At 50.1% G+C, this 18,416-nt stretch carries 14 protein-coding genes; 8 read left to right on the top strand and 6 right to left on the bottom strand.

All coding sequences use genetic code 11. The features are described from left to right. Positions 1-12 precede the first annotated feature (12 nt). The gene (locus GA004_RS10225) at positions 13-672 is read right to left on the bottom strand and encodes a metalloprotease (RefSeq protein ID WP_283393760.1); all 660 of its coding nucleotides are present in this window, start codon (positions 670-672) and stop codon (positions 13-15) included. A gap of 113 nt (positions 673-785) precedes the next feature. Here GA004_RS10225 and GA004_RS10220 point away from each other — a divergent pair, with 113 nt between their 5' ends. Continuing rightward, positions 786-1,739, top strand: coding sequence for a sugar phosphate isomerase/epimerase family protein (locus GA004_RS10220; protein ID WP_283393759.1), 954 nt, complete (start codon positions 786-788; stop codon positions 1,737-1,739). A gap of 278 nt (positions 1,740-2,017) precedes the next feature. After that, on the top strand, positions 2,018-3,514 hold the full coding sequence (locus tag GA004_RS10215; protein WP_283393758.1) for a sulfatase family protein: 1,497 nt from the start codon (positions 2,018-2,020) through the stop codon (positions 3,512-3,514). 254 nt (positions 3,515-3,768) lie between these two features. Here the strand turns inward: GA004_RS10215 and GA004_RS10210 are convergent, their stop codons facing one another. The 3 genes from GA004_RS10210 to GA004_RS10200 all read right to left on the bottom strand — a co-directional run bounded on the left by GA004_RS10210 (position 3,769) and on the right by GA004_RS10200 (position 7,099). After that, positions 3,769-4,668 carry a hypothetical protein gene (locus GA004_RS10210; protein WP_283393757.1) on the bottom strand — a complete coding sequence of 300 codons (900 nt, stop codon included), beginning with the start codon at positions 4,666-4,668 and terminating at the stop codon, positions 3,769-3,771. A 225-nt stretch (positions 4,669-4,893) separates the two neighbouring features. Continuing rightward, a complete protein-coding gene (locus GA004_RS10205) occupies positions 4,894-5,526 on the bottom strand; it encodes a TorF family putative porin (RefSeq protein WP_283393756.1) in 633 nt (210 codons plus the stop codon). A 478-nt stretch (positions 5,527-6,004) separates the two neighbouring features. Then, entirely contained in the window at positions 6,005-7,099 is a 1,095-nt protein-coding gene (locus GA004_RS10200; protein ID WP_283393755.1) for a Fic family protein, read from the bottom strand. Positions 7,100-7,385: 286 nt separating this feature from the next. On the opposite strand from GA004_RS10200, the gene GA004_RS10195 reads away from it, so the two are divergent. From GA004_RS10195 to clpB, 6 genes are all read left to right on the top strand, one after another. After that, complete coding sequence (locus GA004_RS10195; protein ID WP_283393754.1) at positions 7,386-7,754, top strand: hypothetical protein; 369 nt, start codon at positions 7,386-7,388, stop codon at positions 7,752-7,754. A gap of 64 nt (positions 7,755-7,818) precedes the next feature. Beyond that, entirely contained in the window at positions 7,819-8,964 is a 1,146-nt protein-coding gene (locus GA004_RS10190) for an aldo/keto reductase (RefSeq protein ID WP_283393753.1), read from the top strand. Between the two features lie 33 nt (positions 8,965-8,997). Then, entirely contained in the window at positions 8,998-9,159 is a 162-nt protein-coding gene (locus GA004_RS10185) for a hypothetical protein (RefSeq protein ID WP_283393752.1), read from the top strand. Positions 9,160-9,165: 6 nt separating this feature from the next. After that, a complete protein-coding gene (locus tag GA004_RS10180) occupies positions 9,166-9,783 on the top strand; it encodes an amidohydrolase (RefSeq protein ID WP_286662642.1) in 618 nt (205 codons plus the stop codon). A gap of 1,075 nt (positions 9,784-10,858) precedes the next feature. Then, positions 10,859-12,256 (top strand): BNR-4 repeat-containing protein, encoded by a 1,398-nt coding sequence (locus tag GA004_RS10175; RefSeq protein ID WP_283393750.1) that lies wholly within the window; start codon positions 10,859-10,861, stop codon positions 12,254-12,256. 324 nt (positions 12,257-12,580) lie between these two features. Beyond that, positions 12,581-15,181 (top strand): ATP-dependent chaperone ClpB, encoded by a 2,601-nt coding sequence (gene clpB / locus GA004_RS10170; RefSeq protein ID WP_343218850.1) that lies wholly within the window; start codon positions 12,581-12,583, stop codon positions 15,179-15,181. 192 nt (positions 15,182-15,373) lie between these two features. Here the strand turns inward: clpB and GA004_RS10165 are convergent, their stop codons facing one another. Both GA004_RS10165 and GA004_RS10160 read right to left on the bottom strand, forming a co-directional pair. Then, positions 15,374-17,257 (bottom strand): cytochrome c biogenesis protein, encoded by a 1,884-nt coding sequence (locus GA004_RS10165; RefSeq protein WP_283393748.1) that lies wholly within the window; start codon positions 17,255-17,257, stop codon positions 15,374-15,376. Next, positions 17,254-18,405 (bottom strand): cytochrome c biogenesis ResB family protein, encoded by a 1,152-nt coding sequence (locus GA004_RS10160; RefSeq protein WP_283393747.1) that lies wholly within the window; start codon positions 18,403-18,405, stop codon positions 17,254-17,256. Before GA004_RS10160 ends, GA004_RS10165 begins: the two co-directional genes overlap by 4 nt. Between the last annotated feature and the right edge of the window lie 11 nt (positions 18,406-18,416).

Genomic DNA, 18,416 nt, shown 5'->3' with positions numbered 1-18,416 from the left:
CTTAGGCTCTGCTCATCTCTCTCGAATTTGCTGGTACAGGTTCCAAGTGTAGGATCCAAGAAATAGCATGACCATCAGGTTGTAGAGAGACCGCGTCTTAATCCAGAGCAGCATTCCGAGTACCGCCAATGTAATGAAACTAACTATACAAGTAAGCTTTATCTTTTCAGGTCCTAGGGCAACACGGAGGATTTGCCCTCCATCCAGCGGTAGGGCAGGGAACAGATTGATGATGGACCAGAAAATGTTGATTGTGACCATGACATCCACGAAATAGGCGATTAGGAATTTTGGGTATGAATCAAATGGAGATCCTTTAAGCATGTTCACGGCCACAAAGATAAAAATGATCGCTAGCAGGATACTCGCCCCGGGACCGGCCATCGTCATTAGAATCCGCTGTTTTCGGCTCATTCTTCCACTGCCGAACTGGGCGACTCCCCCCATTCCGTGGAGTTGTATCTGAGCCTGTCCGGCGCCAAACTTCAACCCTGTCAGGGCGTGTCCTAGCTCGTGAACCAGGATAGAGGCAAATACTGCCAGCATGAAGACGAGCACCTTGTGCCAGTCGGGAGCGCTCTGGGCCTGCAGTCCTCCGCCGAGAAAACCAGCTAGAAGCCAGAACATCCAATGGACTGAGATGGGAATCTTAAATAGTGTAAATTTGAGCATAACTAAAACGCGTCGAAATGGTTTTGCCTTCTTTTTAAATTCATGCAAGCTACGATCTACGGCGTTGACCTTGGATTAGGCTTCCCCAATTTTGTCTACTACACCGACCCCATATGAAAAGAAGACATTTTCTTAAATCTACTGCCATCGCCAGCATAGCGGCCCCATTTGCCCTGCATCGTACCGCGTCTGCCCAGTCGAGATCGGCGAACCGCAAAATGACGATCAATCTCGTTTGCGGTGCGATCGGCGTCAAAGCCAGTCAAACTCGGGCTATTGAGCTTGCTGCCAAGCATGGGTTCGAGTCGGTGGAAGCGCACTCTAGCTACTTGGCCGAATTAAGTGATGGAGAGTTAGAGGCTCTCAATGCCGATCTGATGGAAAAGAAGCTCGTTTGGGGTACCTCGGGGTTGTCTGTGGATTTTCGTAAGGACGAGGACACTTTTAAAAGAGGTCTCAAGAAATTACCCAGGCTGGCCGCTGGCCTGCAACGGGCAGGAGTTAAGCGCGTCAATACTTGGATCATGCCGTGCCATGACGAACTGACTTACCTGGAAAATTTCAAGCAGCACTCCAATCGGCTGAGAGAGATCTGCAAAGTGCTCGATGCCTATGATCTAAGATTTGGTATGGAGTATGTGGGTACAGCTACTTTGCTCGCGTCCCGTAAGTATCCGTTTGTGCATACGATGGCGGAGATACTAGAGCTAGTCGAGGCGATAGGCACCGGCAATGCTGGTATCGTGTTGGACAGTTGGCACTGGTGGCAGGCGGGAGATTCGGTAGCTGACATAGAGAATCTCAACAAAGAAGACATTATCCTGGTTGACCTGAATGACGCTCCTGCCAGCATCGATAAAAACCGCCAGCTCGATGGCAAGCGGGAGCTTCCTCTCGCTACGGGGACTATTGACGCCAAGGGCTTCCTCAACGCCCTCGCCAAGATCGGCTACGATGGGCCCGTCCGGGCCGAACCGTTCAACCAACCCCTGCGAGATCTAGAAGACGATCCCGCCTGCAAGGTGACCGTGGATTCGCTAAAGAAGGCCTTCAAATTGATTGGCTAATTGTGATAGGAGCTTCCATTCGATCTTAGGTCTCCGCGATGTTCGAATAAGAATGTCGGAGTCTTTCGACTCTCGGTTGCTGTTAAAAAATAGCGGGCGGGCAAGGAAAGTAGGAGAAAAATTCTATGTGTTCCTCTTCAGTTTAAACACTCAGATCTTATTAGTTTTGCCTTTCACAAAAATGCTCCTTCCGTTAAAAAGTGTCTTCTCAACCTAGGTGCCTAAAAGAACTTGGCTTTGTGGTTTGAAAAATTTGGAAGTCATTTCAATATACAAAAATGAAGCTGACCACCCCGTCCTATCTACTCCCGCTAATCCTTATCGTCTCGATTACCCGCATCGGGGCAGCGGAGATGCCTAATATCCTTCTGCTGATGGGCGACGATCATGGGTGGGACGAAGTGGCCTATAATGGTCACCCTCATTTAAAGACGCCCACTCTCGACAAGATGGCCGCTACAGGTTTGCGCATGGATCGCTTCTATTCGGGGCACCCATCCTGTTCGCCCACTCGAGGCAGCTTTCTAACGGGTCGGCACCCAAATCGATACGGCACGTTTGCCCCGAATTGGTCTATCCGCCCAGAAGAGATCACGATCGGCCATGTAATGAAAAAGGCAGGATACCGTACGGGCCACTTTGGGAAGTGGCACGTCGGACCTGTAAAGGAAGAGTCCCCCACCAGCCCGGGAGCCATGGGCTTCGAAGAATGGGTATCGCACGACAATTTTTTCGAGCTCGATCCGATTCTCTCAAAAAACGGCGGGCCTCCCAAAATGTATCCAGGCGAGAGTTCGGAAGTTGTCATTGATGAGGCATTACGCTTTATTGGAGAGATCGAGAAGAATCACCAGCCGTTCATGGCGGTGGTTTGGTTTGGATCTCCTCACGAGCCCTATATGGCTCTTCCCGAGGACTTGGCTTTGTATGAAGACCTTCCAAGGGAGTATTCGGAGAAGTCAGTCTCGCTCACCAGCGTCGAAACAGGCGAGAGGACCACGCGCCCTTTTAGAGACGTACTTCAGGAGCGATACGCGGAGATAACCGCGATGGATCGAGCGATTGGTAAGCTGCGAGACTCGCTCGACGAAAAGGGGCTGCGTGAAAACACTATTGTTTGGTATTGCGGAGACAACGGCACCCCGGCGAGTGGAAATATGACCAATCCATTTCATGGCCTTAAAGGAGACGTTTATGAAGGTGGGATCCGCGTACCGGGTGTGATTGAGTGGCCGCGGAAAATCTCAGGGAATTGCATTTCGCAAGTGCATGCGGTAACGAGCGATATCATGCCAACACTTTGTGCTTTAACGGGACAATCGCTGCCGGATCGTCCCATTGACGGGATCGACTTAACACCGCTTTTCGAAGATGAGATGTCACGGCGTCCGAAGCCGATCTTCTTTTGGTCATACGATACCGGAGCGGAGATCTCAGTTAAGCGAGCGCCGTACATAGAGCCCACACTCCAGGAGGGAACGACTCCCTTGGCGAAGAAAATGGATGGCAAGTATACCCGGACATTCAGAAACCTGAAGCATCCTAAGATCCGTAAATCAGACTATGGCGGACCGAGAACGTTGTTGGGAAATCGATACAAACTCGTGATCGAAGGTAAGAAGGGCACGACCTTGGAGTTATTTGATATTCTAGCGGATCCTTTTGAAAAGACGAATGTTGCCGGGAAGCACCCGAAGCTCGTGGAACGGCTTCAGAGAGAACTGCGTGAATGGCAGGATTCGGTTTTAAACAGCCTGACTGGGGGGGACTATTGAGGGTAGGGAGGAACGAATAGGTCCTCCGGCAGTGCATTTTTCTTTGTCGCAGGAGCTGCTTTGTGTCCCTCAGGTAATGCCTCGAAACTTGTCGCAGACCTCTTTACTGTCTTTGGTGGTTGGAGTTATCCGAGCGCCCACTTTCAAAGCAAGTCCGGAGGTCTTGCTTGAATCTTGATCCATGTTGGTACTAGGCGACCCGACTTGTATATTCAATTTCTTGAAATTCCTCGCTATCGCGGGTTAGCTGGGGGCTATTTCTTGGAGTCAGTAATCTCTTCGGTTCCAATGACCTCAATCTTACCGAGTTCCACGCGGGACTTGTCGGTGAAGCGTCTCTTGACCAGGTCACCCATGTTCTTGCCGAAGTAGTTGCCGGCCACTAGGTTCATGTCTTTGATGGCTTGGTCGAAGCTCTGACCGATGGGTTGGATGCTGTATCGAATTGTCCAATGCAGTACGAGTTCGCCTTGCCTCATGAGCGGTAGATCGTAAGCCATCAGCACCATAAAATACCGCCGATCGCTGAGCAGATTTTTAAGTTCCAATTCTTCTCGAGGGGAGATGGGGCCAACGTAGGCTTTTTCCATTCCCAGGAGGCGGGCAGTGTAAAAGGCTCCGCCTTGTTGGCCTTCCTTGATCGCATTTTCCACATTGATTTGGAATTGCATGTCCTGGATACCGTTGAGCTCGTCGAGATTCACGCCTCCACTTGATCCTGAATTGGCTGCTCCATCTGAAAACTCGTAGTCTTCAAGTGAGTCGTAACCGAGGAGGGATTCGTTACTCTCTTGGACGGAGGTGACGCCGTAGTGGACTACAATTACAAGTTTGGCTCCGTTGGGATCTGGGACTCCTTTGAAATTCTGTTTTTGCAGGTGCGTAGAGAGGTCCAGCAGGACCTCGTCAAAGGGGAAGTCATCCATGGCGGGATCCGCACGATTGCCTCCGTGAAATTTCCCTTTCATGAAAGCGTAGGTCGTCGGCTGGCTTGAGTCGTCGTTTTCGCTTGCGATAGAAAATTCTTGGTGGGCTTGGGCATTGATAACCACTTGATTGGCCGCATTTAGCGAGATTGGATAGAGCAATGCGATTGCGAGACAGAACAGGCAAATCAGTTTGGATGCGTACGAGCCGCGGCTTATGGGCCTCATCTGATAGTCCATCTTTAAAGAAATTTGAATCGTTTCCAGTTTCGGTGCAACGGACGGTGAAGTGACTGGAAAAGTTGCCTGGACACGCACGAATCCCTGTCCCAGCAATCGCTAAAACACGGACTCAGTGGATGCAGAAAGGCCTCGGCCCTAGCAACAAATAAAAAAAAGGCCGCAACATGTGCGGCCTCGAGTCGAAATTAAGTGGTCTCGATACTACAAAACCTAGAGCGACTTTGAAATCGTAAAGACGAGTCTGCCATCTCCCATCGGGTCATCGTCAAGATCTGTATCCCAGTAGGAAAAGTCCCATCCGATGCCTTCGATCTCTCCTGACACACCGATTGTCCAGTAAGTCCAGGCGTCATCGTAGTCACCATAAGCCGCACCAATCGAGACCCCTTCGATATCAAAGCCGTAGCCCACCTCGATGTTGTCGCCGAACTCGTCGCCAATAGAGTAGGTGAGGCTAAATCCGGCAAAACCACCGCCAAGGTAGTATTCCGTAAAGTTGGAGTCGCTGGCACTTGATCCACCGTGGTAGGTGTATTCTATAATTCCTACATCGTAACTAAATCCGCCTTCGGTTTCGTTGGCGAAACCGATGTAGATATCGCCTTCGGTGCTCTCATCACCACCAAAATCGACACTGGCACCCCATACGCCTGCGTAGAAACCTGATGCGTCTTCATAATCGAAACCACCTTGGACGGATGGATCTTCGAGATTCTGCGAATAACCTCTCCAAACGTAGTCGGATTGGATGGCGATATTACCGGACACTCCAGCTTTCACTACTGATACCATGGTGCATGCCGCGATAAATGCGGTAGCTAAATTAATGGATTTTCTGATCATTTTTTGTTCTTAGTTTAATACTTTTAAGTTGGGCTATAGAATTTCAGCCACATGTCCTCAAGCAATTTTTAGGCCAACGTGGATAAGCGAGAATTTTATATACATTTCAACCCTCGAAGAGTATGGGCTTGAAGCTAATTTGGGAAAGAGGTCGGTCTCAGGTTGAAAAACAGGGGCAAGGGCTTACTAGAGATGTTTCGATTTACTCTAAGTATTTAAAAATAAGGTATTTGAATCAAAACGATAGAGGCTCTAAACGGCGCCTGGCGGGCATGATTAAAGTCCTTCTCAACCTTGAACAGCTACGGGCAGGGGGCGACCCTACTGGTGCCACGAGAAGTGATCCCGACGCACTTGGTCAATGGTTAATTTTACGCAAAGAAAGCGAACCTTGAAAGAATATAAGCGCTTGGCGACGATATTGAAAACGGCCTAATTTTGACAAATGGTGCCCAATTCCCTAATTTGCTCCAAGAATCTAATCTAGAATCAAGGCATAGTGTGCGCCACGACCGCTGCCAATGAGGATTAGGGCCTCTTTTTGGACGAGGTCTCGTAGGTCGCGCGTCGCTGTTGCCTTTGAGGCGTCTGCTAGACTCATGTAGGAGCGGGCGGTTAGTCCTTCCTCAATACAGTCTGGCCCGTTGTCGAGGATGCCGGTTATTGCAATCCGTTGCCGTTTGTTAAGGTGATCGAGGTGGCGGGTAAGGTATCGTGTTTTGCGCAGCACAAGTTCGACTTGATCCTCGGTCCGTTTTTGCGATTCCAGAATGATTGAGAGGAAGAATCGTGTCCAGGGAGTTACTTCGTAGGTTTGCCGGGCTTCTCTCAGTGCTTCGTAGTAGCTGTTTTTGTTGGATTCTATCGTCTCGGATAAACTGATAGGTATCGATCTACCGAGTCCTTGGGATAATGCGATGTCCGCAATAACTCTACCGATTCTCCCATTGCCGTCTTCAAAGGGGAGAATCGACTCAAAATAAAGGTGGGCGAGGGCGGATCGCACCGGAGGGTTTAGGATCGTGTTTCTGCTGTGATTAAACCAGTCGATAAACTGTTTCATCCTGTTTGGCAATTGGTTGGAGGGGGGGGCTTGAAACTGGATCTTCGCTTTCCCAAATGGATTGGAGAAGATGAGCTTTGGATCATCTCCAGCTCGCCAACTACCTGAATCGAGGCGATTGCTGCCCCTCATCAGCATATGGTGCCAGGCGAGCAAGCTATCCTCTGATAGGGGCTCCTCCCACTTATTCCCCGCTGTGAGTAGGAGTTCAGCGATCCCTTCTGCGGCTCGCCTACCGACTTCCTCCAGGCGTTCATTTATGCCCAGGAGATTGCGAAACGATGATGATATGTCCGAGTAGCTGAGGAACTCTCCTGCAATCTCAGAAGTTTTGTGTGCTTCGAGACACATTATCCGTGTCAGAGCGTCGTTTCGCTCTACTTCTGGAAGCCCTCTCAGTAGGCCATCGATTTGGCCTGCTTTGTCAGAGAATAGGAGGAGATCGGACTCCATTTCCCGAAGCTCGAACCCGAAATTTGGCCAATTAGACCATTGCCAGTTGTAAAGCATGAGCCATTATTTAAGAATAATCGGTTCAGAATAAATAAAAATTTGAGCCAATAAATAAAATAAATAGCCCAAATAGCTGGCATCAGCCGAATATCCATTTTTAAAGACAGGCTTCGGCGCAAGGAAGAAGTGTTACGGTCTTTTCGGCCCTTTCGTCCGAGGGAAGGTTATTGATGACAAAAGAAGCTTTCTTGAAGGCGTCATCCTCGCGTCCACCTTCGGCAGGGAAAAACCCCCTTTAGAGCAAACGACATTTAGGGAAGTTCTCAATAGCGGCCGGCTAGGTTTGATTCTCGATACCGAACTGAGACTGCAGCTCACCCGTTTCTGTCACTTCGTAACTCAAAGCGAGGAGCGATCCAATCTGCGAATGAGCCAATTTCCTAGAAATGCCTACAAACTCATCCCTTGGGAGGCGGAGAAAGAGCTAAAAAAATCTTTGAGTAAAGAGGAGATTAGCGAGATTGTTGCAGCCGTGTTGAAGACAGGTCTGCAATCGTATCTCATTTCAGAGCAAAACCGAGCTAAAATCATGATCGATATTTGGGACAACATGAAGACCGAGTCCAATGAGCTTCAATCGAAGCTCAATGCCCGTAGGCAACCCAGAATGCTATCAGAGTCCAACTTTCGGATTAGCAGCTCCTCATTCTGAATTCTTATCTGGATACCTTTTTGAACATATGAAATACCGACGATTTGGGAAAACTGAAATTTCAATGCCCGTTATTTCCTGCGGGGGAATGCGCTACCAGCACAAATGGGACGACATTCTTTGGGGAGAAGTCCCTCGCGATGGACAGGAGAACATTGAGAAGATATTAGCCCGCGCTCTCGAACTGGGCATCAATCACATTGAAACGGCCCGAGGATACGGAAGTTCGGAGATGCAGCTCGGCTTTGCCTTGAAGCATTTTTCTAGGGAATCCTACATTCTCCAGACCAAGGTTGCCCCCCAAAAAGACCCAAAGGAGTTTCGTAAGGTCTTCGAGAAGTCCATGAAGTATTTGCAGCATGACTACGTGGAACTGTTTAGTCTGCACGGTATCAACAATCGGGAACTGATGGAATGCGCTCTCCGTCCAGGAGGTTGTCTCGAGGAAGCCTACAAGCTCAAGGAAGAAGGCCGGGTCAAACACATCGGATTTTCAACCCATGCTTCTAATGAGGAAATAACCGAACTCATCGAGCGGGGGAATTTCGACTACGTAAACCTCCACTGGTACCTTATTGCCCAACTCAATGGACCCTCCATCGAAGCGGCCGCCAAAAAGGATATGGGGGTTTTCATCATAAGTCCGAACGACAAAGGTGGGAGGCTCTACAATCCCCCTCAAAAGATTGTCGACCTATGCCACCCGCTCGAGCCTATGGTGTTCAACGACCTCTTTTGCTGGGCCAACCCCAATGTGCATACAATCAGCTGCGGAGCCGCACGTCCCTCAGATTTCGATACACATATAAAAGCTTTGGAACACTACGACGACGCGAAAGACGCAATCGCCTCCACCCTCGAGAAAATCTACGCGGAAGTTGCGCGTGTGGGTGGCCCCGACTGGCATGACACCTGGCACACCGGTTTGCCCGAATGGGATAAAGTTCCCAGTGAGATTAACGTAAAAGACGTGGTCCGCCTTTGGACTTGGGCCAAGGCCCTCGATCTAAACGAATTCGCTAAGTGGCGCTACAACATGCTAGGCACTGCCGATCACTGGTTCCCCGGGCATATCGTGAAAGACTACGATGAAAAGAAGATGTGCGAAGCCCTCCGGAATAGTCCACACGCCGAAAAAATTTCCAATATACTCAAAGAATCTCGTATCCTATTTGAAGACACGCCAATCCCACGTCTCAGTAAAAACTGACAACCGCTTCTGTCACACCCCAACCTCCCCAATATGAAAACACCTGAGCGTCTAAAATTAGCAGCTCTTGTGCTTTCGGTATTTTCCTTTAGCCAAGCTGCAACGCTTCGCGAATCGATAGAAGCCGACTACCAGGAGAACCTAAAGGACTTGTTCATTCACTTTCACCAGAATCCGGAACTGTCGTTTGTGTAATTCGAGATCGCCAAACGAATGGCAAGCGAGCTTAGAGCCTTGGGCTACGATTTCACCGAAGAAGTTGGCCAGACCGGAGTCGTAGCCTTATTGAAAAATGGTGATGGTCCTACCGTCATGATTCGATCGGATATGGACGGCTTGCCTGTTAAGGAAAAAACGGGTCTGCCTTGCGCTTCCACGAAACGCCAGAACGTCATACATGCGTGCGGTCACGATCTTCACATTACCGCACTCGTTGGCACTGCCCGTCAGTTAATGAATCGTGAGGGCAAGTGGTCTGGGACCTTGGTTCTGATTTACCAACCGGCCGAGGAGCCTGTCGGCGGAGCCAAAGCGATGATCGAAGATGGTCTCTACAGACGATTCCCCAAACCAGATCATGCCCTCGCCCTTAACGTCGCCTCAGGGATCCCTCTTGGAAAAATAGTCGTCCGATCGAAAACCGCTTATTCAGGCGCCGACACAGTCGACATCATCGTCCACGGTATCACGGGTCATGGTGCCGCCCGCCATCGAAGCATCGATCCCGTATTGGTCGGGTCTCAAATTGTGGTATCACTCCAGTCGAACGTCAGCCGCACCCTCAACCCAGAAGGAAGGCAGTCGATACGGGGGTCGTGATCCGCAACGTAAATGATAACTTCAACGGAAAAGCTCCCTATTTGGGGGCCCTCGAAGTCGGTGGTCATGAAGTCATCTACGGAGCACGCTACCTTGATCCAAGCCAAGAGTTCCATCGCTGATCAGCGAAGCAAATACAGAGAGGCATAAGTCCGATCATGCGGTTCGACTTAGCAGCTTCACTCGCCCGCTCTCTTTCGCATCGCTGCACTGATTGATTCCGTGGCTCTTCAGTAATCCGAATTAGCTATGCTAATAAATCGACTACTGCCGAATCACTGGTCCGGGTTGTCAAATCGCCTGGCGTAAATTCGTGCTCGCTCCGTTGTAGCTGTAATTAGCCTCAAGGTGATCAGCTAGGACTTGAGTAATCGCTACGCGCCTGCAAGACATCCACTTGCATGCCATCTCGAGTAACATGGCGACCCTCTACAAGCCTGAGTCGCTTCCTCAGCTTTCTCGGATACCTTATTAGGTCCAAAATGACACAAAAGGAGCGAATGACGCAAAATAGACCTAGATCCTCGCCCTTACCGGAATCATTTCAGCCACTGTTGTAGCCTGCAAAGCTGGCTGATACAGCCTGCGGCTAACTCTATGACCTTGGAGGGGAGTGGCCTTCATTTGCCGACTCAGAGAAGTCACCCTGCGAGAAATTCGACAACCAAGTAACCCATTATAGCGGCTGACCATATTCCCAGTATGCCCGGTGAGATTACGAGTACATTGATGCTACACTAAACCGAAGGCTAGAATTAAGAAATAGTGTCATACCAGCATTGAACTCGTTGCTGTTTCGAACCACAATTTGTTGCTCTTGCAATCGTTTGACCCAAAAGTTGTTAGAATTGTTGAGCGAGACGGCGATGAGTACGCCGACTAAAATTAGAATCACTTCACCAACGGCATACAGAATATAGCGTTTGAAGCAGCCGGCTTTCATGAGAGATTGCCGGATTCTTCTAGCAATACGGAGAATCTTTAATTCTTTCGACTTTCTGAGGTAACCCGCTAGGTTGCACAAAAAAAGATATTTCCAAAAAGTGACTTAGCGAAAGAGCGAAGAAGATTAAAAATGAATATCCCAATACCGGCTTTACCACCTCGTATCAGGCTCGCTCAAGTGGTTTTTGGCGCACTTTGCCTTTTGTCTGCGACGCAAGCTGTTATTGGGGAAGAGATGAGAGCAGTCCCTTTTGCTGAAAATGGCGGCCTCAAGATGTTCTATGACAATCGGCAGTATCCGCTGGCAGTTGCGGCAGGCGGCAAGACGCATATCGTGTGGCGAGGCGACGAGGGTTTCCCATACTGCATTAGCTACGATATGGAGACGCGGGAGTTCTCTGAACCGATTTCTCTGATCCAAGGGTATGAAGACGAGATCGATGCAAAGCACTACAAGCGCGACCACCATTTTGCACCTGTCATCTGGTCGGATCCAGAGGGATATTTGCATGCACTTTTTGGATGCCATCGCACCACGGGGATCCACCTAGTTTCCAAAAGGCCGGGGGATTCGACCGAATGGCGACGAGGAATCGATTTCTCTGAGTCAATTTCCTATCCCAAGATTCATCGCATCTACGATGACAAGACGCTTGTCTATACGCGTTATTCAGGCCACTTGGGGTTTTGGCAGTATCATATCTCCAGCGACGGAGGAAATCGCTGGCAGGGTGGCGGTCATCCGGTGGTGAACCTCGGGGCCGATCCGCAGGATGGGGACCACGCCGCTTATTCGGGATCCTACAACACAACTGCCGTGAGCGCCGATGGAAAGTGCCTTCATGTGGCGTTTATTTGGAAAGTTGAGGACCCTCTTTTTAATACGAGGTATGATGAATTCTTAGGAGACCACACGCAGCGTTACAACCTATACTATCTCTATGTCGATCTTCCTTCCGGCAAAGGCTACAATATCGATGGTGAGGAGATCAAGCTGCCTGTAAGAAAGAAAATAGCGGATGAGCAATGTCTGGTCTGGGATACGGATCAACGTCCGGCAGCGGTGGGGCCCTCGATTTGTTTGGACGAGAATGATAGCCCTCACTTTCTTCTACCCGTATCCGAGGAGACCCCGCTAGATAGCGCGTTCTACTTCTTGAAGCGCAGAGCAGGTAAGTGGGAGAAGACAAGAATCACCAAAACGCTGCACCCATTCAATGCAAGCTGCCTCCAAATAGATGGGCAGGGTGTTTTCCATGCCTATATGATTACCGGAAGCGGGGAGTCGATTGTCGAGGAAGACATGGACGAGTACGGCTGGGGACAGCGGGTCGAGAAGTGGATTTCAAGCGACGGTGGGAAGGATTGGATACAGGCTCAAGACCTGACCCCCAAGCCAGGAATGCGGTATCAGAATATTCAGTTCGTCTCAGATGGACTGACGAGTGAGTTTGACGATCTATTCCTGTTTTACGGATGGAAAGATGCTAATAGCCCGGGGATTGGTTATCTCTGGGATGAGCGATAGTAATTCGCTTAAACTCTGCTTTGTTGAAGATCGCCCCACCAGATAACAGTCGTTAGAAATACAACAAGCTAGACTCATGATTTGTGCCAATAAGACACAGTGAGAGATTTGTCGCAGTCAGCCTGTCGCTTTTAACGACATCCCATACCTCCCATTCAAGTTCTCTGAAAAGCTTTAGCATGCGACTTGAGGGGAGATAACCCATTGTATTAAAGTCATTAACATATTATAAATATCGATATCCGCATCAATTGAGCTGGGATAATTCGCCTACTTGTTTACGGTATGGATTTTGCACAGCCGGACTCGGAGGAAAGCCCAATGATAGACCCAAATCGACTCACTGAAATGGCCCGTAATGCTCTGACCGAAGGGCAGGCAATCGCGCGGCGAAAAAAGAACAACGAAGTGGAGACGCTTCACTTACTTTCAGCTCTCATACTGCAAGACGGCGGAATTGTCCAAGGCCTGTTGCAAAAGCTGGAAATCACACCGAATGCGATGGCTCTCAGCTTGGATCGGGTGATTGACAAGCTGCCGAGCGTTTCTGGATCCGTTGACAGCAGCAAGATTTTCATAACGCCGTCATTGAATGACGCATTCACGAGGGCGGAGACTGAGGCCGCTAATCTCAAGGATGACTTCATTAGTGTGGAGCATCTTTTCCTGGCGCTGGTAGAAGTTGCCAAGCCTTCGGCTTTGGCCAATCTACTCCGTAGTTTTGGTTTAGATAGGCAGAAGGTCCTTCCCGCCCTTCAATCAGTGAGAGGAAACCAGCGAGTTACCAATCAGAATCCTGAAGCCACGTTTCAAGCTCTCGAGAAATATGGAATGGATCTCGTCCAGCGAGCTAGGAGCGGTAAGATGGACCCGGTTATTGGACGTGACGATGAGATTCGCCGAGTTATCCGTATCCTATCCCGTAAGACAAAAAACAACCCGGTTCTCATTGGTGAACCAGGTGTGGGAAAGACCGCAATTGTGGAAGGGCTGGCTCAGAGAATAGTGCGAGGGGACGTGCCCGAAGGACTGAAGGACCGCACGGTGTTTTCACTCGACATGGGCTCTTTGCTCGCTGGTGCAAAGTTTCGTGGGGAATTTGAGGAACGCTTGAAAGCGGTCCTTCAGGAAGTGAAAAGTTCCGATGGACAGATCATTTTGTTTATCGACGAACTCCATACGATTGTCGGGGCCGGAAAGGCGGAAGGCACCATGGATGCGGGCAACCTTCTAAAACCGATGCTCGCGAGAGGCGAGCTGCACTGTATCGGAGCTACGACATTGGACGAGTACCGTTTGCATATTGAGAAAGACGCAGCATTGGAGCGACGTTTTCAGAGCGTGCTAGTGGAGCAGCCCAATGTCGAAGATACGATATCGATTTTGCGGGGACTGAAAGAACGCTATGAAGTCCACCATGGGGTGCGGATTCAGGACAACGCGCTCGTAAGCGCTGCGGTGCTTTCGGATCGGTACATTTCCGACCGGTTTTTACCGGACAAGGCCATCGACCTTGTTGACGAGGCGTGCGCGAGTATCCGGATCGAAATGGACAGCATGCCCGAGGAGCTCGACGCCCTTACACGAAGGATCATGCAGCTGGAGATTGAAGAAGCAGCCATGATGCAGGAAACGGATGACGCGTCCAAGACACGTCTTGAAACGCTGCGTAAGGAAGTTGCGGACCTGAAAGAGCAGGAGACCGCCCAGCGTCAACAATGGCAGAACGAGAAAGCATCGATTTCGGAGCTACAAGAATTGCGGGAATCGATCGAGGCGACCAAAGCTGAGATCGAGCGGGCGGAGCGTGCTTATGACTTGAATAAGGCTGCAGAGCTGAAACACGGTAAACTTCCCCAACTAGAGGCGACGCTCGCAGATGCGGAGGCTAATCAAAGCGAAAGTTCGCTGGTCAAAGAGGAGGTTTCGCAAGAGGAAATTGCCGACATCATTTCCCGTTGGACGGGGATTCCGGTAACTCGGCTAATCGAGGGGGAAAAGCAGAAGCTGCTCCAGCTTGAGTCGATCATGCACGAGAGCGTGATTGGGCAGGACGAACCGGTTCGGCTCGTATCCGAAGCAGTCCTACGGGCTCGGGCAGGAATCAAAGATCCCAGTAAACCGGTTGGTAGTTTTATTTTTCTAGGCCCTACGGGGATGGGAAAGACTGAACTCGCGAAGACCTTGGCCGAGACCTTGTTTGACAGTGAGGATGCGGTGGTCCGTATCGACATGTCCGAGTATATGGAGCGCCACGCGGTGGCTCGATTGATCGGCGCCCCGCCTGGTTACGTGGGATATGAAGAAGGTGGGCAACTGACGGAGGCGGTACGTCGCAAACCGTATTCGGTTTTGCTTTTCGACGAGATCGAAAAAGCTCACCCAGACGTATTTAATGTGATGCTGCAGATACTTGACGACGGGCGCGTGACAGATTCGCAGGGTCGGATGGTCGACTTTAAAAATACTATCATCATTATGACCTCGAATATCGGTAGCCAGTACTTATTAGAGGGAGTAATCGATGGAGAAATCCCTGAGTCGGTTGAAAACTCAGTGCTCTCCGAACTACGCGGCCATTTCAGGCCGGAGTTCCTGAATCGGGTAGATGAAACAATTATATTCAAGCCATTGTCACTCGAGGAAATCGAGCAGATCGTGATTCTTCTCCTGGCCGACTTGAACAAGACGCTGGCCGATCGACGTATCAGCGTGGTTCTCGAAAAGGATGCGGTCGAGTGGATTGCGGAAAAGGGATTCGATCCGGTCTACGGCGCTCGACCCCTTAAGCGATTCATGCAACGGTCCATTCAGTCTTCTCTCGCTCGAGCAATTATCGAAGGCAGGGTGGACGATGGAATGACTGTTAAGTATTTGCTGGATGGGGACGACTTGAAGTTGGAGAGCGCGACGAAAGGGGAATAGCGATATAGGGCGGCGGCTGTTTTTGGCCGCCGCGAGAATTTTTCATTGAGTCTTCGCCAATCTATAAGTCGTGGCATAGAGAGTTCTGCCAACACGGAAAGAGCTCGGCCAACGCGGCCAGCCGCATATATTGAACTGACTCCACTCTGCGGCGTCCCACCCGGCCTTTGCTACGTCCCAATGGAAAATGCTCTAGCCAATTTGGCTTTTCCAGAATCGAGTGGGAACGGATCCGATTGCCATCACTAAAACCTGAACAGCCATAAATCCGACCAGATAGGTGAAGGCTTCGTCCATGAAGCCATAGGCATGGAGGCCGATTCCCAACATGTTTGTGCCGAACCAGGACCAGCTGCAAACGACATTGCCAAATATGGCCAGAATCATGATCCCTCGCGTGCGGGCGAACCCTGCCCATTTGCAGTGGAGTATGATGGCATTCCAAATTACGATGAGAAGTGCTCCATTCTCTTTCGGGTCCCAGCCCCAGAAGCGTCCCCACGATTGGTCTGCCCAAATGCCCCCAAGGATAGTGCCCACAAAGCTGAACAAGGTGGCAAAGCAAACGATGCCGTAAACCATGCTTCCGAATGTGCGGGCGGTCTTCTTGTCGACTCGATTTGAGAAGACGGACATCAGAATGAAGATGAATCCGATGAAACCAGCGAGGAAAGTAGCTGAGTAACCCAGTGTAATGATAATCACGTGCGTCGCTAGCCAGAAATTGTTGTCGAGTACTGCCCGCAACATTTCAAGCGTGTCGCCACTGGCAGATAAATGGTGAGCGACCAGGAGGGTGGAAAAGCCGATTATTGCCGCGGTCGCGTTTCCAATACTGTTCTTGAAAAGCCACTCGAGTGCGATTGCCAAGAGAACCGCTCCCCAGCCGACGAATATAGCCGATGAGTAAAGATTGATGACTGGCGCGTATCCTATGATGTATATTCGGAACAGGATCCCGGCAGTGTGGATAATGGCACAGGTGCAGATCAGTCCAAAAGCGGCTTGATTTAATATTTTCGGCCAACGCACCCATGATACGATCACGGCTAAAAACGCGATCACATATCCTGCAGCAGCAATGTAAAACGGCTCTAAAAAGTTAAAGAGTTGCTCTACCCCTGCTTGCGGCATGAGGGACGGTTCGACGCCATTAAGGTCTGCGTGCAGCGCTTTAACGCCCTCATTAAATACGGCTGCATCCTCGTTTCGGTAGGCGTCCACGACTTTGGCGTAGCTGTGCACAATCTCGTTGGCCTGGCCTTGTTGCAATATTTGGCGGAGTAGGGTGCTGGTCTTGTTCCACTCGATATCCTCATTCGCGTCCTCTGAAGGAAGCACGAGCAGTTTGCTTGACTGCTCGAAGCCTTGGTAGAGAAACCCAATGCTCATCATTTGGTTGAAGGAATTCTCGTCGTACTCTTGCCCGAGCTGTCGTTTGTTCACTGCTTCCACCCCAGCAGGAGCAAAATTTTCGAGGTCCTCGAGTTCTTGTCGGAAGGAGGCGACCTGTCCATGATGAATCGATTGGCTCAGTCCCGTGTAGTTCGAAAGGGCCCTGGCGAGTTGGATAACCGCCTTTTGAAAGCGCGACCTCTGGGCGTCCTCCAATTCACCCGCCCTTTGAGCTTGTTCACTTATGACCTTCAAGGAGGGACCTATCTCGTTGAAGGTAAAGTAAAAGTGCTCACTCCCTTTACCCAGTAGGGCGATCATCACTTTACTCCGAGTACTGGGCTTTTTTGGCAGCTTGAGTAGTGCTTGTACGTCCTCGTCCTGAATCCTGAATACCGGGCGGTCGTGGGCAAGATCTGGCCGCATCATTAGCTCCGTGAGCCAGACAATAGCGGGGGTTTTCTTCCCGTCGTCCCCGATGAAAGTCCGTTTGTACCGAATGCCAAGAAGCGCGTTCCGAGCCACGGAATCTAGGGGCTGAATACGTCCGTTGAGGTGGATCGACGTTTTGCCGAATGCGGTGTAGTCAATCTCCGTCCGGGGAGACTGCTTCATGTAGTTAGAAGCAAAGTACAAGAGGAGAAACGAAATTGCGACAATGGCGGGTAATCGTTTTTTCATGATTTCTTCTGGCGCCTTCCAGCAAATGAGATGAGTCCGATTAGGAACTGGACAGTGAGTCCAACAAAAATGAGCCCGCAGGACAGGTAAGGCAGGTGGCGTCCAGGGTTGCTGACGACCTGCAAGATTGTGGTTGTGTCTTCATTGGCGAATCCGCTTTGGAAAAAGGTAAGGCCGTTGTACCGCAGCGGGTGGTTCATGTAGATGAGAAACTCTCTCTTTTCGCCTCTTACCGGGTGTGTAAGCTCGATTTCGCTCGAAAAATTCATCGGAATATTTGTTCCCAAATACCGGTCATGACTGAAATCGTTGAGATGGATATCGAACGGGTAGTAGTAGCGTTTGCGACGGATTTCTAAAGAGTACTCCTTTTCTTGAAAGGTGAATTTTTGCGGAGGGAATCCCAGACTAGTGAGCCAAGTGCCGAGCACCTCGCCCGAATCGTCAAAGATAGTCAAAATGGCTGAAGTACGATTCACTTCGTCCATTTTTCCCGTCTTCGGAATTTCTTGGGCAAACGTGTTCAGCCCGATTCCTTGGTTTGCGATGAGTGCTTTGCTGGGGGTATTTTCGTCTCTCCGCTGGATGACCGAATTCGCCATATACTGATTGAACCCGATTTTGAAGGGAAGTTCCTCGTGCCTGCAGTCTTGCATCGTCTCCATCATTTCATGAGGGAACGCGTAAACGCGGTCGGTTTTGTTCGACGCGCTGTGGTCTATTACAGCGAGTTCCATTATCTGACGGTCTTCCGAGAAATTGGAGGAGTCGCCCTCGTCGATAATCATGGCGCTGTCGACCTGCATCATGCTGGAAATTAGCTCGCCGACAATCAGGGTGATCACTCCAATGTGGACCATCAAAACGCCAGACTTTCTCCATGAGTAGCGAAATCGGACAACGAGGGCGGTGATTAAATTGACGAGTAGAAAGAGCCCGATTGTGTATCCACCAGGGAAGTACGGTATAGTGATTTCGCTCCCAGGTATTGCCCAGTAAACAAAAAAGGTGTAGAAATACTGCTCTACCGCTCCATGAATCCCTAAGTTGACTTGGTCCAGTGTACCAATGAAGACGAGGATCAACCCCAGAACCATGCAGGATATGGCCAGCTCAAATGAAGTAAAGAATTTGATGAAAGGCTTCATAGTACGGCTTC

Source organism: Candidatus Pelagisphaera phototrophica (genome assembly GCF_014529625.1).
Lineage (GTDB): Bacteria > Verrucomicrobiota > Verrucomicrobiia > Opitutales > Opitutaceae > Pelagisphaera > Pelagisphaera phototrophica.
Note: the sequence above shows the minus strand (reverse complement) of the source record. Positions and strands in the feature narration are given on the sequence as shown.